The organism is Paractinoplanes ferrugineus, from assembly GCF_016862195.1.
Taxonomy (GTDB): Bacteria; Actinomycetota; Actinomycetes; order Mycobacteriales; family Micromonosporaceae; genus Actinoplanes; species Actinoplanes ferrugineus.
The window spans coordinates 30975-53187 of record NZ_BOMM01000069.1; the positions used below are offsets into that span (position 1 = coordinate 30975).

The following is a 22213-nucleotide window of genomic DNA, read 5'->3' on the forward strand; positions in this document are numbered from 1 at the left end:
CGGGACGGCCCTTTCGCGGAAAGGCTAGTGCCTCAGTTCTTGCCGCCGGCGAGCTTCTCGCGCAGAGCGGCGAGGGCCTCGTCGGTGGCCAGGGTGCCGGCCGGCTCCTCGGCGGCGCGCGCCGGGGCCGGCGAGCTCGACGAGGAGGTGGTGCCGGTGGGCGCACCGGCCGCCGCGGGCGGGGCCGGGTTGAGCGCGGCCTCGGCGTCGGCCTCGCGGGACAGCTGCACCTGCTTGGTGTGGGCCTCCCAGCGCTCGCGGGCGTCGGCGTACTGCTTCTCCCACGTCTCGCGCTGCTTGTCGAAGCCCTCGAGCCACTCGCCCGTCTCCGGGTCGAAGCCCTCCGGGTAGATGTAGTTGCCCTCGTTGTCGTACGTGGCGGCCATGCCGTACAGCGTCGGGTCGAAGTGCTCCTCGCCCTCGACGAAGTTCTCGTTGGCCTGCTTGAGCGACAGCGAGATGCGACGACGCTCGAGGTCGATGTCGATGACCTTGACCAGGACGTCGGAACCCACCTGGACGACCTGCTCGGGCAGCTCGACGTGCCGCTCGGCCAGCTCGGAGATGTGCACCAGGCCCTCGATGCCGTCGTCGACGCGGACGAACGCACCGAACGGGACCAGCTTGGTGACCTTGCCCGGCACGATCTGGTTGATCGCGTGGGTGCGGGCGAACTGACGCCACGGGTCTTCCTGGGTCGCCTTCAGCGACAGCGAGACGCGCTCGCGGTCCAGGTCGACGTCGAGAACCTCGACCTCGACCTCCTGGCCGACCTCGACAACCTCGGACGGGTGGTCGATGTGCTTCCAGGAGAGCTCGGAGACGTGCACCAGACCGTCGACGCCGCCGAGGTCGACGAACGCGCCGAAGTTGACGATCGAGGACACGACGCCCTTGCGGACCTGGCCCTTCTGCAGCTTGTTGAGGAACTCGGTGCGAACCTCGGACTGCGTCTGCTCCAGCCAGGCACGGCGGGACAGGACCACGTTGTTGCGGTTCTTGTCCAGCTCGATGATCTTGGCCTCGAGCTCACGGCCCACGTAGGGCTGGAGGTCGCGCACGCGACGCATCTCGACCAGCGAGGCCGGGAGGAAGCCGCGGAGACCGATATCGAGGATGAGGCCACCCTTGACGACCTCGATGACGGAGCCGCGAACGACGCCGTCGTCCTCCTTGATCTTCTCGATCGTGCCCCAGGCGCGCTCGTACTGCGCGCGCTTCTTGGACAGGATCAGGCGGCCTTCCTTGTCCTCCTTGGTGAGAACAAGAGCCTCGATGTGGTCACCGACCGACACCACTTCCGCGGGGTCCACGTCATGCTTGATCGACAACTCACGCGAGGGGATCACGCCCTCGGTTTTGTAGCCGATGTCGAGCAGGACCTCGTCCCGATCGACCTTGACGACGGTGCCTTCGACAATGTCGCCGTCGTTGAAGTACTTGATGGTCTCGTCGATGGCGGCGAGGAACGCTTCCTCGGACCCGAGATCGTCGACGGTGACCTTGTTGGCGCTCGAGGTGGCCTCGATGCTGCTCGTCATGTGGACAGTTGCTCCGAACGGATGGTGTCGTGGTGTCTCTCGCGTCCCGCGGAACTGCCGGCGGGCACGACACAAACCGAATTAGTCGATCATGTCGCGACCGACGACCACGGAGCCTGCTCCCTGCCGAGGCACACGATCCGCGAGCGCATCGACTAGCTTACCGTGCGCATTACCACAGGTTGCAAGCCCTCCTGACGACGGCGGCACATTGTTCGGGGGAAACCTCGTAGCATGCCCGTTATGTGCCGAATCGGGACGGCGCCACGCGCTGCCGTACCGTTGCGGCGTGATCGAGACCCCACCCCCGAACCGCCGCGAGATCACCGACGACGAGAGCCGGGTCGCCAGCCGCTCGTGGTGGGATCTGGACGCCGACGAATACCAGTCCGAGCACGGCCGCTTCCTGGGCGATCTCGACTTCGTGTGGTGCCCGGAGGGCCTGCGGGAGGCGGACGCGGGGCTGTTGGGCGAGGTCAAGGGCAAGCGGGTGCTGGAGCTGGGGGCCGGCGCCGCGGCCGGCGCGCGGTGGCTCGACGCGCAGGGCGCGGACGTCGTCGCGATGGATCTCTCGGCGGGCATGTTGCGGCACGCGCGGGCCGGGGCCGAGCGATCAGGTGTACGGGTACCGCTGCTGCAAGCCGACGCGCTGGCCCTGCCGTTCGCGGACAGCGTATTCGACATCGTGTGCACCGCCTTCGGGGCGATCCCGTTCGTGGCCGACTCCGGCGCCGCGATGCGGGAGGTGGCCCGTGTCCTGCGTCCGGGGGGTACCTGGGCCTTCTCCATCACCCACCCGATGCGCTGGATCTTCTGGGACGAACCCGACGAGACCGGTCTGATCGCCCGGAACTCGTACTTCGACCGGACCCCGTACGTGGAGATCGGCGACGACGGCGTGCCCACCTACGTCGAGCAGCACCGCACCCTCGGCGATCGGATCCGCGAGCTGGTGGCGGCCGGTTTCGTGCTGCGCGACCTGGTCGAGCCCGAGTGGCCGGCGGACCACGACCAGGTCTGGGGCCAGTGGAGCCCGCTGCGGGGCCGGCTCTTCCCCGGCACCGCCATCTTCGTCGCCGACCTGCCCGCGCCGCCGCCCGCCGCCACGCGGCACTGACCGGCCATCGCCTCGCGGCACCGGCAGGCCATCGCCTCGCGGCACCGGCCGGCCGGGGTCAGATGAACGTGCCGGCGTCCAGCAGGGCGGCCAGCACGGTCAGGCCGGCCGGGATCAGCCGGTAGTAGACCCAGGTGCCGCGCCGGTCGCTGTCGACCAGCCCGGCCTCGCGCAGCACCCGCAGGTGATGCGAGATCGTCGGGCCGGTGAGATGGAACTCGCCGGTCAGGTCGCAGACGCACACCTCGCCGCCGCCCGCCGAGGCGATCATGGAGAGCAGCCGCAGCCGCACCGGGTCACCGAGCGCCTTGAACATCGGAGCGAACCGGCTCGCCTGCGTTGCATTCATCGGAGCGTGCGCCAGCGGCGCACCCTCGGCCGCCATCGCGGTCTCGTCGATCGATTCGCTCAACATCCTCTGTCCCCGTCCACGACCCCACCACTGGCCAGCAGCCGCCGCGCCGAACATTACCGCCCCGCGCCATTGATCGTCACCGCCTGTCCTACGGCTTGTCGGTGCGATCCGGCAATGGTGCGGCGGCAACACTCAGGACTTTGTCCGCTGCCGTACAGCCGCCGTCGAGCTACGGCACGGTCGTGGCGGTCCGGACCACCTCCGGTTGCCGGGTCACCTGGACCACGTGGGCGATCGCCCGCGCGACCCGATCCCGCCGGCTCGCCGCCCGGATGCGTCTGTGCAGCTCGACCCAGAGCTCCGGAGCCCCGGCGCCGAGCGCGGCCGCCAGCCAGCCGTGGGACAGCGCGCCACCCAGCGCGGCTCCCCCGGTCACCAGGCCGGTACGCAGGAAGCCGCCCTCCGTCTCGATCGTCACCACGCCCGCGAGGGCCGACGCGACCAGCCGGATGTGCCGTTCGAGCGGCCGCAGGTGATTCCCGTCCAGGCCGCCCGGCACCGCCCGCAACTCGGCCGAGCCGCGCTGGAAGTCGGCCGTGCCGCGCAGCTCCAGCAGCACCCGGAACGCGTCCTCGATCCGCTCGCGCATCGCGCCGAAGGTGGCCAGGACGTCGGCCGGGGGCGCGTCCGCACCGTTGCGCACGACCAGGTCGAAGGTCGGCGGCAGGCCGGGCTCGGCGCCGGGCCCGGGCTCGCCCCGGCCGACCCGGTAGAAGGCCAGCGCGACCTCCTGGGCGAGGGTGGCCCGGGCCAGCGCGTCTGCCCCGCCGGCCGAGGCCACGCTCGTCGAGAAGGCGCTGGACGCGACCCCGGCCGAGCCCGCCAGCCGGGCGTTGTAGAGGGTGTCGACGCACTCCCGCACCATCCGCAGGGTGTCCGGGCCGCCCACGATCACCTCGGCCGGGCGGCCGTCCGGGTCACCCGGCCACGGATGGCCGCTGTGCACGTGGCTGCGCACCCGGAAGACGTCCGGGGCGCCCGACCGCACCAGGGCGCTCACCGCGTCGATGAGGTCCGGGAAGCCGTCCCGCCGATCGAGGCCGGTGGCCGACAGCACCCGCCGGACGGCCGACGCGGGATCGGCCAGTGCGGGCATGGCGGTCTCGAGCGAGGGGAAGTCGTCGGCCGCGGCGTCGGCGCTCCGGCTGCCGGCCAGCTCGGTCCAGACCCGGCGGAACGGCGTCCGGATCTCCGGCGGCGCGAGCCCGATCATCGGTTCGCTGTCGCCGGCCAGCAGTCGCCGCGCCGCGCCGGCCGCCGCGCCGCTGCCCGCCCGGTCGGCGCCGTAGTCGAGCAGCGAACTGACGAACCCGCCGTCCCGGGTGTCCATCCGCGTCAGCATCGCCGCCGTGGCGTGCCGGTAGCTGGGCTGGCGGTACAGGTGCAGCCGGATCGGCAGGGCCACCACGCCGGGCTTGCGGCGGAACAGGTCGTCGCGGGCGGCGACGAGGACGTCGGCCACCTTCAGGAAGGCGAGCGAGTCGAACGCGTACGACTGGGGTACGACGATGTCGCGGCCGAGCGCCAGGGTCACGAGCACGTCGGCGAACGCCTGCAGGGACTCCTCCTGCCGGACGAACGGGCCGGTGGCGTCGCGCCCGGTCCGGATGGAGTCGAACGACTCGATGAACTGACCATCATTTACCGACAATGTGGACAACCTCGATCTTCGCGGCCGGGCCTTGGCCTCGACAGTAGGCAACGCGATCTACGAAGGAGTGATGGGTGGACGACGACTTCCGGCGGAGCCGCTACGCGGAGCTGCTCGACACCCGGCCCGAGTGGTTCACCAATCCGCCCGGCGCCCCGTTCGAGATCCTCACCGACCCCGGCGAGATCGCCGAGGCCGAGGCGGTCGTGGCGGCCCGGCTGGCGCGCGCGGGCCGGCCCGCGTCCGAGGCCGCGACCGGCGTGGTCTATGCCGACCAGTACGGCATGGTGGTGCGCGACGCCGTGCGGGCGGGCGGGGACTACGGCACCTATCGCCGCTACGTCGCGCCGGACGACACGCCCGGCGTCGTGGTCCTCCCCCGGTTCGGCGGTGACGTGGTCCTGCTGCGTCACTTCCGGCACAGCACCCGCGACTGGCACCTGGAGCTCCCGCGCGGCGACGGCACCCCCGGCGCCGATCCGGCCGACGACGCCCGCCGCGAACTACGTGAGGAGATCGGCGCCGACGCCGCGACCCTGCGGGACCTGGGCGCCGTGCACGCCGACACCGGCCTCTGCGGCACGCCGGTGCGCCTCTTCCACGCCGAGCTGGCCGGGCCACCGGTCGTCGCGGACGCCGGCGAGGGCATCGCGGCGGTCGAGCTGGTGACCCCGGCGGTGTTCGCCGGCCTGATCGCCGACGAGACGATCACCGACGGGTTCACCATCAACGCCTATGCCCGCGCGGCGTTGCGCGGCCTGCTCAGCTGATCAGTGGTCGGCGCCGTTCCAGTCGCGGCCCGCGCCGACCGAGACCTCGAGCGGGACGGACAGCGGGTAGGCGCCGCCCATCTCCCGGCGGACCAGCTCCTCGAGGGTCTCGCGCTCGCCCGGTGCCACGTCGAACACGAGCTCGTCGTGCACCTGCAGGAGCATGCGTGACCGCAGCCCGGCGTCTTCGATCGCTTTCTCCACGCGGAGCATGGCGACCTTGATGATGTCGGCGGCCGACCCCTGGATGGGGGCGTTGAGCGCCATCCGCTCGGCCATCTCGCGCCGCTGGCGGTTGTCGCTGGACAGGTCGGGAAGGTAGCGCCGGCGGCCGAGGATGGTGGCCGTGTAGCCGTCCTGGACGGCCCGTTTCACGACCGCCTGAAGGTAGTCACGGACGCCGCCGAAGCGCTCGAAGTATTCGTCCATCAGGGCACGCGCCTCGTCGACCGCGATGGTGAGCTGATTGGACAGGCCGAACGCCGACAGACCGTACGCCAAGCCGTAGTTCATCGCCTTGATCTTGCGGCGCTGGTCGGGGACGACCTCCTCGACGGGCACGTGGAAGACCGACGACGCGGTGGCCGCGTGGAAGTCGAACGCCGAGTTGAACGCCGCGATCAGCGCCTCGTCACCGGAGAGGTGCGCCATGATGCGCATCTCGATCTGGCTGTAGTCGGCGGTCAGCAACTGCTCGAGGCCCGCGCCGACGACGAACGCGCGGCGGATGCGCCGGCCCTCCTCGGTGCGGATCGGGATGTTCTGCAGGTTGGGGTCGGTCGACGAGAGCCGGCCGGTGGCGGCCACCGTCTGGTTGAACGTGGTGTGGATGCGGCCGTCGTCGGAGACCGACTTGAGCAGGCCGTCGACCGTGGACTTCAGCTTGGCGACGTCGCGGTGGCGCAGCAGGTGGGCCAGCAGCGGGTCGCCGGTCTGGGCGAACAGGCTCTGCAGCGCGTCGGCGTCGGTGGTGTAGCCCGACTTGATCTTCTTGGTCTTGGGCAGGCCGCGCTCCTCGAACAGGATCTGCTGCAGCTGCTTGGGCGAGCCGAGGTTGAACTCGCGGCCGACCACCTCGTGCGCGGCCTGCTGGGCGGCCTTCACCTCGGCGGCGAAGTGCGACTCGAGCTCGGAGAGATAGTCGGTGTCGGCGGCGATGCCGAGGTGCTCCATCTCGGCGAGGACCTCGGACAGCGGCTGCTCGACCTCGGTGAGCAGTTTCTGCGACTCGCCGCCCTCGCGGGACAGCTCCTCGGTCAGCACGTCGGCCAGGTCGAGCGTGGCCCGGGCGCGCAGCATCAGCGTCTCCTCGGCGGCGCCCCGGTCGTCGCCGAGGCCCTCGAAGGTGAGCTGACCGGTCTGCGGCTCCTCGACCCGCAGCTCACGCTTGAGATAGCGCAGGGCCAGGTCGGTCAGGTCGTAGGTGCGCTGGTCGGGTTTCGCCAGGTAGGCCGCGAGCGCGGTGTCGACGCGGACGCCGGTCAGGGTCCAGCCGTGGGCCCGCATGGCCAGCGAGGCGGGCTTGGCGTCGTGCAGCACCTTGGGCCGGTCGGCGGCGGCGAGCCAGGCGGCGACGGCCTTCTCGTCGGACTCGTCGAGCACAGCCGGGTCGAACCAGGCGGCCGGCCCGTCGCCGGTGGCCACGCCGACGCCGGTCAGGGTGCCGGTGCCCCGCCCGAACGTGCCGGTGACGGCGACGCCGACCGGGGCGGCCTGGGCGTGGGCGGCGAGCCACGGGGCGACCTGGCCCGCGCCGAGCACCGAGGCGGCGATGTCGAAGCCGGCCTCGGCCTCGGGCTCGACCGCGTCGAGGTAGGCGTAGAGCCGCTCGCGCAGCACCCGGAACTCGAGCGCGTCGAAGACCTGGTGGACGGCCTCGCGGTCCCAGCCGTGCCAGCGCACGTCCTCGGGGCGGGTGGGCAGCTCGAGGTCCGTGCGCAACGCGTTGAGCTCGTAGTTGAGCATCACCGAGGACAGGTGGGCGCGCAGGTTGTCGCCGGCCTTGCCCTTGATCTTGTCGGCGGCGGCGACGACGCCCTCGATGCCGCCGAACTCGGTGATCCACTTGGCCGCCGTCTTGGGCCCGACGCCGGGGACGCCGATGAGGTTGTCGCTGGTCTCACCGACCAGCGCGGCCTTGTCGCGGTAGAGGTGCGGCGGGACGAGCTGCTTCTCCTCGACCAGGGCCGGGGTCATCCGCCAGACCTCGGAGACGCCGCGGCTCGGGTAGAGGACCGTGGTGTGCTCGTCGACCAGCTGCAGCGCGTCGCGGTCGCCGGAGGAGATGAGCACCTCCATGCCGGCGGCGCGGGCCTGGGTGGCGAGCGTGGCGATGACGTCGTCGGCCTCGAAGCCGGCTTTCTCGACGTAGGGGATGCGCAGCGCGTCGAGGACCTCTTTGATCAGCGGGACCTGCCCCGGGAACTCGGGGGGCGTCGCCGACCGGCCGGCCTTGTATTCCGGGTATCTCTCGGTGCGGAAGGAGCGGCGGGAGACGTCGAACGCGACCACGATGTGCGTCGGCTTCTCGTCGCGCAGCATGTTGATCAGCATCGACGTGAAGCCGAACACCGCGTTCGTGTGCTGACCGGTGACCGTGCTGAAGTTCTCCTTGGGCAGCGCGTGGAACGCGCGATAGGCCAGGGAGTGGCCGTCCAGCAGCAGCAAACGGGGGGTCAGGGCGTCGTCGCTCACGTCAGGGAACTCTAGACCTGAGGTACGACACGAACGCTGACCGCCCCGTCGCCTTTACAGCACTTTGCTGAGGAATGCCTTTGTTCGTTCGTGCTTCGGATTACCGATGATCTCCGCCGGCGCGCCCTGCTCGACGACCACGCCACCGTCCATGAACACGACGTTGTCGCCGACCTCCCGGGCGAAGCCGATCTCGTGGGTCACCACCAGCATCGTCATGCCGTCCCGGGCCAGGTCCTTCATCACGTCCAGGACCTCGCCCACCAGCTCCGGGTCGAGCGCGCTCGTCGGCTCGTCGAAGAGCATCAGCTTCGGGCGCATGGCGAGCGCCCGGGCGATCGCCACCCGCTGCTGCTCGCCGCCGGAGAGCATGCCCGGGTACGCGTCGATCTTGCTACCCAGGCCGACCCGCTCGAGCAGGGCCGCCGCCCGGTCGCGTACCTCCGACTTGTTCTCCCGTTTCACCCGGCACGGCGCCTCCATCACGTTCTGCAGGGTCGTCATGTGCGGGAAGAGGTTGAACCGCTGGAAGACCATGCCGATCGCCCGCCGCTGCTTGGCGACGTCGGAGTCCTTCATCTCGTGCAGCTTGCCACCGCGCTCGTGGTAGCCGATCAGGTCGCCGTCCACGAAGATCTTGCCGGCGTTGATCTTCTCCAGGTGGTTGACGCAGCGCAGGAACGTCGACTTGCCGGAGCCCGAGGGCCCGAGCACGCAGCACACCTCGCCCGAGCGCACCACGAGGTCGATGCCCTTGAGCACCTCGAGCGAGCCGAACGACTTGTGCACGTTGTCGGCGCGGACCATCTCCTCGGTCATGTCGCCCCGCCTTCCACCGCAGAGGAGCCCTGTTCGGCCTGGATCGCCCGCAACCGCTGGCGCGCCCGGCCGGCCGTGCCGTAGCCCCGGCCGAAGTGCCGCTCCACGAAGTATTGCGCCACCATCAGGACGGTACAGATGAGCAGATACCAGATCACCGCGGCGATGAGCACCGGCAGCACCACGAAAGTGCGTGCCTTGATCGCGTTGAGCTGGAAGAACAGCTCGTAGGTGACCGGTACGAAGGCGACCAGCGACGTGTCCTTCACCATCGCGATGACCTCGTTGCCGGTCGGCGGCACGATCACCCGCATCGCCTGCGGCAGCACCACCCGGCGCAGCACCTGGCCGCGGGAGAGACCCAGCGCCGTCGCCGCCTCGGCCTGGCCGGGGTCGATCGACTGGATGCCGGCCCGCACGATCTCGGCCATGTAGGCGGCCTCGGACAGGCCCAGCGCCAGCATGCCGGCCACGAACCCGGCCAGCAGGTCGGTCGCCTTGATGCTGTAGAACTGCGCGTTCAGGTCGTTGATCCCGAACAGCTTGCCGATCTGCTGGTCGAACGGCAGTCCGAAGCCGATCCGGGTCCACAGGATGTTCAGGTTGCCGAACAGCACACACAGCACGAGCCGCGGCACCGCCCGGAAGAACCAGGTGTAGCCGAACGCGACCGTGCGCAGGATCCAGTTGTCGGACAACCGCATGATCGCGATCAGCACGCCCAGCACGACGCCGATCACCATCGACGTCACCGTCAGCAGCAGGGTGCCGCGCAGGCCCTCGAGGACCGGCTCGGTGAACATGACGCCACGCTTGCCGGGCTCGTACGAGCTGAAGATGAACGACCAGCGGAACTGGTCGTTGGTGAAGATGAGGTGCAGGAACATCGCGACCAGGATCGCGATGACGGCGATCGCGAGCCAGCGTCCGGGGCGCCGCACGGGCACGGCCTTGATCGCTTCAGGCCGTACCCGTTCGGTTTGCGAGGGGACCGACATCTCAGACGGTCGGGTTCACCGCGGGGTCGGTGATGCCGCCCGCGTCGACGCCCCACTTGCCGAGGACCGTCTTGTAGGTGCCGTCGGTGATCAGCGCCTTGAGCGCACCCTGGATGGCGGCGCCCATGGTGTCGGCCTGGTCCTTCGGCAGCACGTAGCCGTACGGGGCCGAGTCGTAGATCTCGCCGACCAGGGCCAGCTGGCCGTTGGTCTGCTTCACCGCGTACGCGCACACCGGGGAGTCGGCCAGCATGGCGTCGTCCTTGCCGGTGACCACGGCGTTGGTGGCGTCCGACTGGGCCTGGTACTGGTCGATCGTGATCTTGGCCTTGCCCGCCTCGGTGCACTTCTTCGACCGGGCCGTGATGTCGTCGACCTGCACGGTCGCGGTCTGCACGGCGATCTTCTTGCCGCAGGCGTCGTCGGCGTTGACGGTGGCGCCGGCCTTGGCCGCCCACTGGGTGCCGGCCGAGAAGTAGGAGACCATGGTGGCCTCCTTCAGGCGGTCCGCGTTCACCGTGAACGAGGAGACGCCGACGTTGTACTTCTTGCTCGCGACGCCCGGGATGATGCTGTCGAACGAGGCCGGCTGCCACTCGGCGGTCAGGCCGAGCTTGGCCGCCACCGCGTTGAACAGGTCGACGTCGAAGCCGATCACGGTCTTGCCGTCGGAGTCGAGGAACTCGCTGGGGGCGTAGGTGGAGTCGGTGCCGATCAGCAGCTTGCCCGCCGACTTGATGTCGGCCGGAACCTTCGCGGCCAGTGCGGCGTCGACCGAGGTGCTCGCCGACGTGCCGGCACCGGGCGTGGTGCCGCTGCCGGTGTCGTCGCCGGACTCCGAACCGCAGGCGGCGAGCGAGGTGGTCAGCGCTGCCGCGAGGGCCAGACCGAGGATCGCCCGACGGCCAGGGGTGGTGCGGAACATGGATGTCTCCTCATGAATCGGTTAGGCGACGCCTAGGTAGGCGTCCTTGACCGCGGGGTCGTGCAACAGCTCGGCGCCGGTGCCTTCTTTCACGATCCGGCCGGTCTCGAGAACGTACGCCCGATGGGCCCGGGAAAGGGCCTGTTGGGCGTTCTGTTCCACGAGCAGCACGGTGGTGCCCTGCTGGTTGATCTCCACGATGATGTCGAAGATCTGCTGGATCAGCATCGGGGCGAGCCCCATCGACGGCTCGTCGAGCAGCAGCAGCTTGGGCCGGCTCATCAGCGCGCGACCGACCGCGAGCATCTGCTGCTCGCCGCCGGACATCGTGCCGCCGGACTGCTTCTCCCGCTCCTTGAGCCGCGGGAACAGGCCGAACACCCGCTCCAGGTCCTTGTCGATCTCCGGCCGGTTACGCCGGGTGTAGGCACCCATCTCGAGGTTCTCCCGCACCGACATGCCGGGGAAGATGCCCCGGCCCTCCGGCGACTGCGAGACGCCCCGGATGACCCGCAGGTCGGCCCGCATCTTGGTGATGTCCTGGCCGTCGAAGCTGATCGAGCCCTTCAGCACCGGGCGCAGACCGGAGACGGCCCGCATGGTCGTCGACTTGCCGGCGCCGTTGGCCCCGATCAGCGCGACGATCTCGCCCTCGTCCACGGTCAGGCTGATCCCGTGCAGGGCGACGATCCGCCCGTACGCCAGGGAGACGTCCTTGAGCTCAAGCAGCATCGGCGGGCACTCCCAGGTATGCGGCGATGACCTTGGGGTTCTCCCGCACCTCGGCGGGGGTCCCCTCGGCGATCTTCTTCCCGAACTCCATCACCACGATCCGGTCGGTGACGCCCATGACGAGCCGCATGTCGTGCTCGATCAGCAGCACCGTCACGCCGGTGTCCCGGATCTTGCGGATCAGCGCGAGGAGCTCCTCCTTCTCGGCCGGGTTGAAGCCGGCGGCCGGCTCGTCCAGGCAGAGCAGGCCGGGCTCGGTGGCCAGCGCCCGGGCGATCTCCAGGCGGCGCTGCTCGCCGTACGAGAGGTTGCGGGCCAGCTCGCCCGCGCGTACGTCGATGCCGACCAGCCGCAGCAACTCCGTCGCCTTGGCCCGCGCGGCCCGCTCCTCGAGGGTGTGCCGGGACAGACCGAAGAACCGCTGACCGGTACGCCGGGCCTGCTGCGCCAGCCGGGCCAGGCCCCCGGTCGCGGTGACCTCGGCCAGCTCGTGCCGCTTGACCGGCACCCGGTAGACCCGCAGCAGCGCGCCCACCACGCTCGTCTTGTGCCGGGCGTCCGCGCCGACCAGGACGTTCTCCAGCGCGGTCATCTCCGGGAAGAGCCGGATGTTCTGGAACGTCCGGGCGATGCCCAGTCGGGTGATCTTGTAGCGCTTGCGGCCGGCCACCGACTCGCCGTTGAAGCGGATCGCGCCCTTGGTCGGCTTGGCCACGCCGGTGATCGCGTTGAAGCACGTCGTCTTGCCGGCGCCGTTCGGGCCGATGAGCCCGAGGATCTCGCCCTCGCGCACGACGAAGTCGACTCCGTCGAGCGCCACGACACCGCCGAAACGGATCGTCACGTTGTCGACCTCGAGCATGGCGCGAGGTGGCGTCTGCTCAGGCAACGGGGGCCTCCTTCGCTCGATCCTCGAGTTCGACGGTGCGCCGCCGGCTCGGCAGCAGACCCTGCGGCCGGAAGATCGTCATGACGATCAGAGCCACTCCGAAGATCAGCAGACGGTAGTCGGTGAACTCGCGGAACCGCTCCGGCAGGTAGGCCAGCAGGATCGCCCCGACCGCCACCCCGAGCTGGTTGCCGGCGCCGCCGATGACCACCGCCGCCACCCAGAGGATCGACGTGAACAGGTCGAAGCCCTGCGCGTTGATGAACGTCTGCTTGCTGAAGAACAGCGCGCCGGACAGGCCGCCCAGCGCCGCGCCGATGGCGAACGCCCACAGCTTGTACTTGAACGTGGGCACGCCCATCAGCTCGGCGGCCTCCTCGTCCTCGCGGATCGCGAGCCAGGAGCGGCCGACGCGGCTGCGCTCGAGCCGCCGGACGCCGAGCATGCAGATGATCACCACGGTCAGTGCCAGCCAGTAGAAGCCGATCACGCTGGAGACGCTGAAGACCGGGCGTCCCTCGTGGATGGTCGGGAACCACGTCATCCACGACGGCCAGTCGGCCTCGGACGGGGTGGGGACCGCGTTGATGCCCCGGTTGCCGTTGGTGATGTCGGAGTTCAGCGCGAAGACCCGGATGATCTCACCGAAGCCCAGCGTCACGATCGCCAGGTAGTCGCCCCGCAGCCGCAGGGTCGGCCAGCCCAGGATCACGCCGGACAGCATGGCCACCGCGATCGCGATCGGCACGCAGACGATCCAGGGGTACTTCACCACGACCGGCGAGTTCGGCGAGCCGAGGATGGCCACCGTGTAGGCGCCGACCGCGTAGAAGCCGATGTAGCCGAGGTCGAGCAGGCCGGCGAGGCCGATCACCACGTTCAGGCCGACCGCCACCAGCACGTACACCGCGCAGAGGAACAGCACCGAGGTGAAGTCGGTGTCCGGGGTGGTGATCAGCGGGATGTCCAGCCCCGGCAACGAGTAGAGCAGGGCGATGAACGCGATCAGGACCGCGATCCGCCAGGGGCGGGGCAGGCTGGACCAGCGATCGCGGATGCCGATCGCGGCCTTCGCCCGCCGCTCGTCGGCCCGCCGCGCGGATTCGAGAAGCGCATTCATGCTCGAGCCCTTCCGAGTGACTCACCTAGCAGGCCGTTGGGCCGGAACAGCAGGACGACCACCAGGACCAGGAACGCGACCACGTCCATCCACTGGTTGCCGAAGACGCCGGCACCGTAGTTCTCCACCACGCCCAGCAGCAGGCCGCCGAGCAGGGCGCCACGCAGGTTGCCGATGCCACCGAGCACGGCCGCCGTGAACGCTTTGATACCGATCAGGAAGCCCACCGAGTAGGTGGTGAGACCGACCTTGACGTCGTAGAGCACCGAGGCGGCCCCGGCCATCGCGCCGCCCAGGATGAAGATCAGCATGATGACACGGTCCTTGTTGACCCCCATCAGTGCCGCGACCTCGGGGTTCTGCGCCACCGCGCGGACTCCCCGGCCCAGTCGGGAACGGTTGATGAAGGTGTCCAGACCGACCCACATGAGCAGTGCGCTGAAGATGATGCCGAGCTGGAGGTTGGTGACGTCGGCGCCGAAGATCGAGAACTGGACCTTCGGGAAGACCAGGCTCGGCATTCCCCGCGGCTGCCGGTTGGTGATCGCGCCGGCCGCCTCCATCAGCGCCACCGAGGCGCCGATCGCGCTGATCAGGAAGATCAGCGGCGGTGCGTTGCGCTTGCGCAGCGGACGGTACGCGACCCGCTCGACGACCAGGGCCGTCGCGCCGGACGCCGCGCCCGCGGCGAGCACCGCGGCGAGGATGAGCCCGAGCACGCCCAGGGTGCTGGGGGCGGCCGCGCCGACCCCGAAGCCCAGGGCCGCCCAGATGATCGTGGTGGTGAAGGTGCCGATCATGAACACTTCGGAGTGGGCGAAGTTGATCAGTCGCAGCACGCCGTAGACCAGGGTGTATCCGAGCGCCACCAGGGCGTAGATCGACCCCTGCGTGAGCCCGGTGACGGTGAGCGCCGCGAGGTTGTCGAGCACAAATTGAAAGTTCAAGTGGACTCCAGCGCGAATGTCATACAGGACGTGCGGCCGGGAGGGTCACCCCCGGCCGCACGTTGCTGCTATGTAGCGGTCCTGATCAGGACGTGGGCGTCCGCTCGAGCGCCACGATCTGGCCGCCCTTGACGGTGTAGGCCCACACGGCCACCGCGGACGGGTCGATGTCGCCGTCCGCCTGGAACTTGAACTTCGTGGTCACACCTTCACCGGTGTAGCCGTCCACGAAGGTCTCCAGCTTCTCGCGGGTGGTGTTGCCCGCCTTGATGCCCTGCAGCAGGATGTTGGCGGCGTCGAACGCCTCCGCGCTGTAGGTGCTGGCCTCGTGGCCGGTCGCGGTCTTGTAGTCGGCCGCGAACGTGCCACCGGCCTTCTCCGGCGGAACACACGGGCAGGTCAGGATCGCGCCCTCAGCGGCCGTCGCACCGGCACCCTCGACGAACTTCGGGTCCTTCACGCCGTCACCGGCGACGAACTTGGCCTTGCCGCCGGCCTCGCGGAACTGCTTGAGGAACGGCGCCGCCTCGCGCAGGTAGCCACCCCAGAAGATGGAGTCGGCACCCGACTTGTTGATCTCCTGGACCAGCGTGCCGAAGTCGGTCTGCTGCTCCTTGACCACGCCCGAGCCGATCACGCCGGCGGCGAGGGTCGTCTTGACCTGGTCGGCCAGACCCTTGCCGTACTCCGACGCGTCGTCGATGACGTAGGTCTTCTGGACCTTCATGACGTTCTTCATGTAGAGCGCCGCGCCCGGACCCTGCGACGCGTCGTTGCCGAGCGCCCGGTGGAAGGTCTTGTCGCCCTGCTTCGACAGCGCCGGGTTGGTCGCCGACGGGGTGATGATGACGACGCCCTCCTTGCTGAGGATCGGGTTCGCCACCTTCGACTCACCGGAGAACGCCGGACCCACGGTGCCGAGGATCTTCGCGTCCTGGACCACCGAGGTGGCCAGACCGGACGCCTGCGCCGGGTCCCCGGCCGAGTCCTTCTCGACCAGCGTGACCTTGCAGTTCGCGTTGGCCTTGTTGTATTCATCGACCGCGAGCTTCGCGCCGTCGCGGATGTTGATTCCCAGCTGAGCGTTGCCGCCCGTGAGTGCGCCGAAGAACGCGATCTTGCTGTCGCAGCTGGACGCGGACGTCGTGTCGCCGCCGTCGTCGTCCTTGGCACAAGCGGCCGCGCCGACCAGCAGGCCGACCATGGCTACGCCACCGATAGCGCGTGCGAGAACCTGCCTCAAGGTTGGAACCCCTCCTCCAAACGAACCCACCGAGCCACCGTGGGCCGATTGGCACTTGCGTGCACGTCCGACCACGTGGCGCCCGTCATGGGCCGGGACGCTATCCCACGATGCGAGCCTGCAAAAGCCCTCGTTCTGGCTTTCACCGAACCGTTACGTGCAGCGCCGCCCCGGCGCGAGGAGGTGTTACATCAGTCGTGTTTCGTCAAGATCACCTAAACGAGATCAACTTGTGGCGGTCTGGGCCCCGCCCGCCTCCTGGCCCTCCGCCAGGATCCGGTCCGCGACCTCCCGCATCGTCATCCGATGGTCCATCGCGGTGCGCTGGATCCACTTGAACGCCTGCGGTTCGGTCATCTGGAATTTCGTCATCAGCTCGCCCTTGGCCCGCTCGACCGACTTGCGCGTCTCGAGACGGTCGGTCAGGCCGGCCACCTCGGACTCCAGCGCGGCGATCTCCGAGTAACGCGAGAGGGCGATCTCCACCGCCGGCACGAGGTCGGATTTCTGGAACGGTTTGACCAGGTAGGCCATCGCACCCGCGGCTCGGGCGCGCTCGACCAGGTCGCGCTGACTGAAGGCGGTCAGGATCACGACGGGAGCGATGCGCCCGCCGGCGATGCGTTCGGCGGCTGCGAGGCCGTCCATGATCGGCATCTTGATGTCGAGGATGACGAGGTCGGGACGGAGGTCTTCGGCCAGCCGGACGGCGGTCTCGCCGTCGCCGGCCTCGCCGACCACGTCGTAGCCCTCCTCGACCAGCATCTCGGCCAGGTCCAGCCGGATGAGAGCCTCGTCCTCGGCGATCAGCACCCGTTTGCGATCGGCCCCAGCCTGCGTGTCGGCCACGGAACCCCTACCCCCAACACTCCCGAAGTCGCGACACCCCGGTATGTGGGTGTCGCCTCCCTAAGCGTAGTGGGTAGGCTGTCGGAAGCTCATCCTGGCGTGGCCACTTCCGGTGGCCGATCGTGCCGGCGGTGCGGCCGGCCGGCCCCTGTATTCCAACCGGCAGAGAAGATGGTCTCAAACACCATACAGTGTGGGTTCGAATCCCACCGGGGGCACAACAATCGCGATAATCCCGCGCACTGATCGCCGGGTCATTCGCATTACCGCGCCATTCGGCGCCCCGCTCGTCCCGCGCCTGCCGGCAAACCTGCCCGCGCCGACCCACCACCGGCGCTGTCGCATGATCCATTTCGAATACGCGCATCCCGCGGAATCCTCCCGTCGCCGCCGCCGAGAACAGGAAACTTTGCATTCCCGGCCCGGCCGGCGAAAGATTTCTTCACCGGCCGCCGGTTAAATGCTCGCGTTCATTCACGCCTATCTCGTTACGGCCCGGTAAAGGAATCGGCACTCGTCGGGACAGCGGGTCGCCCGGCTCCCGGTGATGCCCGATCCCGCATCGACGGAATGTCCGGACGAGCGCCCGGCCCCGATCCCCGCGGCCCCGATCCACCCGGTTCCGACGGGCCCGATCCCGAGCCGCCCGATCCCGAACCACCCGATCCCGAGCCGCCCGTTCCGGATCCGACCGGCGCCGACGCGCCCGGTGACGTCGGACCCGCCGGCGACGCGGAACCCGGCAGCGGCGAGGCCGGCTCGCTGCGGCCGGATCGCGACGCCGACGGCGACAGGCGGGAGCAGAAGCCGGCGATCCCGTTCTCTCCCCCGGCCACCGTCACCAGCCGCCGCCGGCTCTCCCGGTCCAGCGGGGCCCGCCCCGGCCGGCCGTGCCACGCCTCGCACCAGCCCAGCACGACCACGTCGGGCGAGAGTCCGGGCGAGGGTGAGCGGGTGGTGGACGGAGCCGGGACCGGCGTGGCGGACCCGGACGGGGCCGGCGCGGGCCCCGGTGGACCTGTTCTCGGCGCCGGTACGCCCAGCGCCGAGAACAGGCGGTGCGCGTGCTGCTGGGCAGCCATGGGAAGACTGCCTGACCGGGCCGCGACGGCGGTACCGCCGAGGACGAGGAGAGCCAGACCGGCAGTCGCCGTGACGACCGCGGTCCGCACCCTCGCCGGCCGACGCGCGGCCCGGTCAGCACGGGCGCGATGCGCACGGAAGGCGGCGACCGCGGCCCGTTCGCCGGTGAGCTCCGGTTCCGCGGCGGGGGCACGTGCGGCGTCCAGGAGCGTTCTCAGTGCGGCGAGATGGGGTCCGGGCAGGTCGCCGGCGACCAGTCGGTCGGCCTCGGCTGGGCCGATGCGGTGGGTTCTTCTCGTACGCATCGCATGAAGAAGAGCGCGCGGGAGCCTCATCCTGTTACACCCGTCATCGCGGTGGCGAGCCGGCGCAGCCCGCGCATCGTGGCGATGCGCACCGCGCCGGGCCGTTTGCCCAGCACCTGGGCGGCGGTGGCGACGTCCAGCCCGGCCACGACGCGCAGCATCACGGCCTCCGCCTGGTCGGCCGGCAGCGTCGCGATCAGGCCCACCGCCCAGGCCGTACCCGCCTGGTCGGCGGCGACCGCCGCGGCGTCCGGGCCGACCGGATCGGCTGTCGAATCTGGCCGGGGCCGCCGGGCCTGGCGGCGCTTCTCGTCGAGGGCCCGGTGCCGGGCGATCCGGAACAGCCAGCCGCGGAACGACCCGACGTCGCCGTGGAACCGGTCGAGATCGCGGATCACCTGCAACCAGGTCTCGCTGGCGACGTCCTCGGCCTGGTCCCCCACGACCACCCGCAGATAGCGCAGCACGGCCGGCTGCAGGTCGCGCCAAAGCGCGGCGAACCCCCGCGGGTCACCGTCCTGAGCGGCGCCGAGGGCGTCCGTCAGGTCGATGTCGGCGGGCGGTCGCGCGGGGGCGTGACGGCGCAAGGACAGTCTCCTGGGGGCTGGGGCTGCCCGCAGGCATACCCCGCCCGAATCTGCCCGAACCCCGGTCCGGCACTCGGCCCGGATGTTGTCATGGCAGGGACACCTTCGCTGGAGGGCTCATGTTGTGGTCCGGTTCCTCGCCCCGGTCGGTCGTGCGCGCGAGCATGTGGGGCTTCCTGCTGTTCGCCGGGGTGGCGTGGCTGGCGATCAGCTGGAGCGTGCTGCGGCTGGAACCGGTCGGGGTGGCCGACGTGGCCGGGCCGGTGGTGCTGTTCGGGGCCCTGTGCGAGGGCGTCCGCGCGCTCGCCGGCACCCGCACCTGGTGGCTGAACGCGGGCATGGCCGGGCTCTTCACGGTGACCGGGGCGATCATGCTGGCCGACCCGGGCTCCGACTACGCGACCCCGGCGTCCCTGGTGGGCTGGTTCCTGATGGTGCGGGGCGCGGTGGACATCGCGGTGTCGACCATGAACCGGGGCACCGACCGCACCTGGGGGCTGATGCTGGCGGTCGGGGTGGCGCAGGCCGGGTTGGGCTTCTACGCCGCCGGGCCGCTGGCGCGCTCGGCCGACCCGCTGATCCTGCTGCTCGGCGGGGCCGGGGTGCTGCGCGCGGTCGCCGATCTGGTGACGGCGCTGCGGTTACGGGAGACCTCCGCCGTACACCATGATGTCCTGCGGTTGTCGCCCGAACGCGAAGCGGGAGTGGCCGGTTTCTCGGCCGGTCTGGCCGATTACGAGGCCGCCGCCCCGCCGGCCGGCCGGGCGAAGCACCGGGCCGCCGACAAGACGTTCCACGACGAGGTGCTGCGGACCACCGCCGACCTCGACTTCATGCTCGCGCAGGCCGGGGTGCCGCCGGCCGGACCGGCCCGGCCGAGTGACGACGTGGACCTCCCGGCGGTCCCGGAGACCGCCGAGGGGGCGCACGAGGCTGTCATCGGGGACGAGAAGCACTAGCCCCCGGGCTGCCTACTTGCGCTCGCCGACCCGGCGCAGCAGGCCCTCCTGGACCGCGCTGGCGATGTGCCGGCCGTCCTCGGTGAACATCCGGCCGGTGGCGAGGCCCCGGCTGCCGGAGGCGGACGGGCTGGTGCAGTCGTAGAGGAACCACTCGTCGGCGCGGAACGGCCGGTGCAGCCACAGCGCGTGGTCGAGCGACGCCCCGATGACCCCGCCCGGCCCCCACACCTCGCCGTGCACCGACAGCACCGAGTCGAGCAGCGAGAGGTCGGAGGCGTAGGTGAGGGCGCACGCGTGGATCAGCGGGTCGTCCGGCAGCTTGCCGTCGATCCGCATCCAGACCCGCTGCTCGTCGCTGGCCACCCGGTCACCCGGCGGCACCCAGCCCGGCCAGCCCACGTAACGCACGTCGATGGCCTGCGGCGACGACGCGAAGATGCCGGCCCGGGACGGGTACTTGCGGACCCAGTCGGCCATCGTCGGCACCTCGCCGGGGCCGGGCACCCCGACCGGCGCCGGCAGGAAGTGATCGAGACCCTCCTCGAGCACCTGGAACGACGCCGACATGAAGAAGATCGTCCGGCCGTGCTGCTGCGCGGTGGACCGGCGCACCGAGAACGAGCGCCCGTCCCGGATCGTCTCGACGGTGAACCGGATCGGCTCGGTCGGGTCACCCGGGCGCACGAAATAGCCGTGCAACGAGTGGACGAACCGGGCCGGGTCGACCGTGCGGCCCGCCGCCACCAGAGCCTGACCGGCGACCTGGCCGCCGAAGACCCGCTGGGCGCCGGTCTGCGGGCTCTCCCCGACGAACGTGGCCGCGTCGACCTGCTTGAGATCGAGGATCTCGAGAAGCTGGTCGACGGCAGCCTGTCCGTGCAGAGGCAACGTCACGCGTTCACCAGGGCGGGGTCGACCAGCGACCCGAGCTGGTGCACCCGCAGGGTGTTGGTGGAACCCGGCGCGTTCGGCGGGGAGCCGGCCACGACGACCACGTAGTCGCCGGGCTTGGCCAGGCCGAGCCCGAGCATCTTCTCGTCGACCTGCCGGAACATCTCGTCGGTGTGCTGCACGAAGTCGGTCAGGAACGTCTCCACACCCCAGCTCAGCGCCAGCTGGTCGCGCACCTCGGGGATCGGGGTGAAGGCGAACAGCGGGAGCTCGCAGTGCAGCCGGGCGAGCCGGCGCACGGTGTCACCGGTCTGCGAGAACGCGACGAGCGCCTTGGCGCCGATGTTGCGGGCGATCTGCGAGGCGGCGACGCTGAGCGCGCCACCGTGCGTGCGCGGGTCGTGCTGCAGACGCGGCACCGGGATCGAACCGCCCTCGGTGGTCGACACGATCTTGGCCATCGTGCTCACCGTGAGCACCGGGTACTTACCGACCGAGGTCTCCCCCGAGAGCATCACCGCGTCGGTGCCGTCGAGCACCGCGTTGGCGACGTCCGAGGCCTCGGCGCGGGTCGGCCGCGAGTTCTCGATCATCGAGTCGAGCATCTGGGTCGCCACGATCACCGGCTTGGCGTTCTCCCGGCACAGCTGCACGGCGCGCTTCTGCACCAGCGGCACCTGGTCGAGCGGCAGCTCCACACCCAGGTCCCCGCGGGCGACCATGACGCCGTCGAAGGCGAGCACGATCTGCTCGAGGTGGTCGACCGCCTCGGGCTTCTCCACCTTGGCGATCACCGGGACGGTCTTGCCCTCCTCGGCCATGATGCTGTGCACCAGCTTGATGTCCTCGGGCGAGCGCACGAACGACAGCGCCACCAGGTCGACCCCGAGCGACAGCGCGAAGCGCAGGTCGGCCTCGTCCTTGTCGCTCATCGCCGGCACGCTGACCGCCACGTTGGGCAGCGAGACACCCTTGTTGTTGCTGACCGGGCCACCCTCGATGACCAGGCAGCGGATGTCGTTGCCCTCGACCGCGGCGACCTCGACGGCGACCTTGCCGTCGTCGATCAGGAGGCGGTCACCGACCTTGACCTCCTGCGGAAGCTTCTTGTAGGTGCAGGACACCCGGTCCGGCGTGCCGAGCACGTCGTCGCTGGTGATGGTGACCAGGTCACCGGTGGACCACACGTGCGGCCCGTTCGCGAACTTGCCGAGCCGGATCTTGGGGCCCTGCAGGTCGGCGAGCACAGCCACCGCCCGGCCGGTCTGCGCGGCGGCCTCGCGGACCAGGTCGTAGACCTTCTGGTGATCCTCGTGGCTGCCGTGGCTGAAGTTCATTCGGGCCACGTCCATGCCCGCCTCGACCAGCCCGAGCATGCGCTCGGGCGAGGCGGTGGCCGGACCCATGGTGCAGACGATTTTTACGCGACGTGTCACAGCCATCAGGCTAGTCTCTCTTTCGGATCGGCCCGTTGGCCGACCCTCGTCAACAGGATGAACTCTGCGGGCGGCGTGGGTCCTCGGGACAGACTCTCCTGGTGCCTGGAGGGCGCGCAACGCCGTCATGTGGCGGGCTTCAACGACCGCGTGCGACAGCTTATCGGTCCCCGCTGGGCGAGCGCGCCGACAACCCCTCCTCAGGGCCTTCAGCTGCGGGTTTCAGGACCAACGGCCCC

19 protein-coding genes and 1 tRNA gene are annotated in these 22213 nt (G+C 70.2%); 4 read left to right on the forward strand and 16 right to left on the reverse strand.

The annotated features are described in order from the left end of the window. Window positions 1-32: 32 nt before the first annotated feature. Window positions 33-1541 carry a 30S ribosomal protein S1 gene (gene rpsA / locus Afe05nite_RS36850; RefSeq protein ID WP_203821942.1) on the reverse strand — a complete coding sequence of 503 codons (1509 nt, stop codon included), beginning with the start codon at window positions 1539-1541 and terminating at the stop codon, window positions 33-35. A 292-nt stretch (window positions 1542-1833) separates the two neighbouring features. Here rpsA and Afe05nite_RS36855 point away from each other — a divergent pair, with 292 nt between their 5' ends. Further along, window positions 1834-2658, forward strand: coding sequence for a class I SAM-dependent methyltransferase (locus tag Afe05nite_RS36855; protein WP_203821971.1), 825 nt, complete (start codon window positions 1834-1836; stop codon window positions 2656-2658). A gap of 58 nt (window positions 2659-2716) precedes the next feature. Here the strand turns inward: Afe05nite_RS36855 and Afe05nite_RS36860 are convergent, their stop codons facing one another. Together Afe05nite_RS36860 and Afe05nite_RS36865 are read right to left on the reverse strand one after the other, a co-directional pair. Then, window positions 2717-3073, reverse strand: a complete 357-nt coding sequence (locus Afe05nite_RS36860; RefSeq protein ID WP_203821943.1) for an ArsR/SmtB family transcription factor — start codon at window positions 3071-3073, stop codon at window positions 2717-2719. Between the two features lie 169 nt (window positions 3074-3242). Continuing rightward, window positions 3243-4724 (reverse strand): hypothetical protein, encoded by a 1482-nt coding sequence (locus Afe05nite_RS36865; RefSeq protein WP_203821944.1) that lies wholly within the window; start codon window positions 4722-4724, stop codon window positions 3243-3245. A gap of 74 nt (window positions 4725-4798) precedes the next feature. Between Afe05nite_RS36865 and Afe05nite_RS36870 the strand changes: the two genes are divergently transcribed. Then, a complete protein-coding gene (locus Afe05nite_RS36870) occupies window positions 4799-5494 on the forward strand; it encodes an NUDIX hydrolase (RefSeq protein WP_203821945.1) in 696 nt (231 codons plus the stop codon). On the opposite strand, the gene polA is transcribed toward Afe05nite_RS36870, so the two are convergent. From polA to Afe05nite_RS36920, 10 genes are all read right to left on the reverse strand, one after another. Further along, complete coding sequence (polA, locus tag Afe05nite_RS36875; RefSeq protein WP_203821946.1) at window positions 5495-8188, reverse strand: DNA polymerase I; 2694 nt, start codon at window positions 8186-8188, stop codon at window positions 5495-5497. A 54-nt stretch (window positions 8189-8242) separates the two neighbouring features. Continuing rightward, window positions 8243-9007, reverse strand: a complete 765-nt coding sequence (locus Afe05nite_RS36880; RefSeq protein WP_275407539.1) for an amino acid ABC transporter ATP-binding protein — start codon at window positions 9005-9007, stop codon at window positions 8243-8245. After that, window positions 9004-10005, reverse strand: a complete 1002-nt coding sequence (locus tag Afe05nite_RS36885; RefSeq protein ID WP_203821947.1) for an amino acid ABC transporter permease — start codon at window positions 10003-10005, stop codon at window positions 9004-9006. Before Afe05nite_RS36885 ends, Afe05nite_RS36880 begins: the two co-directional genes overlap by 4 nt. Before the next feature lies 1 nt (window position 10006). Further along, window positions 10007-10930 carry an ABC transporter substrate-binding protein gene (locus Afe05nite_RS36890; protein WP_203821948.1) on the reverse strand — a complete coding sequence of 308 codons (924 nt, stop codon included), beginning with the start codon at window positions 10928-10930 and terminating at the stop codon, window positions 10007-10009. Between the two features lie 21 nt (window positions 10931-10951). Beyond that, the gene (locus Afe05nite_RS36895; RefSeq protein ID WP_203821949.1) at window positions 10952-11662 is read right to left on the reverse strand and encodes an ABC transporter ATP-binding protein; all 711 of its coding nucleotides are present in this window, start codon (window positions 11660-11662) and stop codon (window positions 10952-10954) included. Beyond that, window positions 11652-12524, reverse strand: coding sequence for an ABC transporter ATP-binding protein (locus Afe05nite_RS36900; protein ID WP_203821973.1), 873 nt, complete (start codon window positions 12522-12524; stop codon window positions 11652-11654). The genes Afe05nite_RS36895 and Afe05nite_RS36900 overlap by 11 nt, the downstream gene beginning before the upstream one ends. Window positions 12525-12543: 19 nt before the next feature. After that, window positions 12544-13608, reverse strand: coding sequence for a branched-chain amino acid ABC transporter permease (locus Afe05nite_RS36905; protein ID WP_239118475.1), 1065 nt, complete (start codon window positions 13606-13608; stop codon window positions 12544-12546). 59 nt (window positions 13609-13667) lie between these two features. After that, window positions 13668-14618 (reverse strand): branched-chain amino acid ABC transporter permease, encoded by a 951-nt coding sequence (locus tag Afe05nite_RS36910; protein ID WP_203821951.1) that lies wholly within the window; start codon window positions 14616-14618, stop codon window positions 13668-13670. An 85-nt stretch (window positions 14619-14703) separates the two neighbouring features. Then, window positions 14704-15861, reverse strand: a complete 1158-nt coding sequence (locus Afe05nite_RS36915; RefSeq protein ID WP_203821952.1) for a branched-chain amino acid ABC transporter substrate-binding protein — start codon at window positions 15859-15861, stop codon at window positions 14704-14706. 225 nt (window positions 15862-16086) lie between these two features. Further along, window positions 16087-16710 carry an ANTAR domain-containing response regulator gene (locus Afe05nite_RS36920; RefSeq protein ID WP_203821953.1) on the reverse strand — a complete coding sequence of 208 codons (624 nt, stop codon included), beginning with the start codon at window positions 16708-16710 and terminating at the stop codon, window positions 16087-16089. Window positions 16711-16854: 144 nt separating this feature from the next. On the opposite strand from Afe05nite_RS36920, the gene Afe05nite_RS36925 reads away from it, so the two are divergent. Next, window positions 16855-16928, forward strand: a tRNA-Leu gene (locus tag Afe05nite_RS36925). A 1196-nt stretch (window positions 16929-18124) separates the two neighbouring features. Here the strand turns inward: Afe05nite_RS36925 and Afe05nite_RS36930 are convergent. Beyond that, entirely contained in the window at window positions 18125-18685 is a 561-nt protein-coding gene (locus Afe05nite_RS36930; RefSeq protein WP_203821954.1) for an RNA polymerase sigma factor, read from the reverse strand. 119 nt (window positions 18686-18804) lie between these two features. Here Afe05nite_RS36930 and Afe05nite_RS36935 point away from each other — a divergent pair, with 119 nt between their 5' ends. Beyond that, window positions 18805-19644 carry an HdeD family acid-resistance protein gene (locus tag Afe05nite_RS36935; RefSeq protein ID WP_239118472.1) on the forward strand — a complete coding sequence of 280 codons (840 nt, stop codon included), beginning with the start codon at window positions 18805-18807 and terminating at the stop codon, window positions 19642-19644. A gap of 12 nt (window positions 19645-19656) precedes the next feature. Here Afe05nite_RS36935 and Afe05nite_RS36940 read toward each other — a convergent pair whose 3' ends face one another. Together Afe05nite_RS36940 and pyk are read right to left on the reverse strand one after the other, a co-directional pair. Next, complete coding sequence (locus Afe05nite_RS36940) at window positions 19657-20541, reverse strand: acyl-CoA thioesterase (RefSeq protein WP_203821955.1); 885 nt, start codon at window positions 20539-20541, stop codon at window positions 19657-19659. After that, on the reverse strand, window positions 20538-21980 hold the full coding sequence (gene pyk, locus Afe05nite_RS36945; protein WP_203821956.1) for a pyruvate kinase: 1443 nt from the start codon (window positions 21978-21980) through the stop codon (window positions 20538-20540). The genes Afe05nite_RS36940 and pyk overlap by 4 nt, the downstream gene beginning before the upstream one ends. Between the last annotated feature and the right edge of the window lie 233 nt (window positions 21981-22213).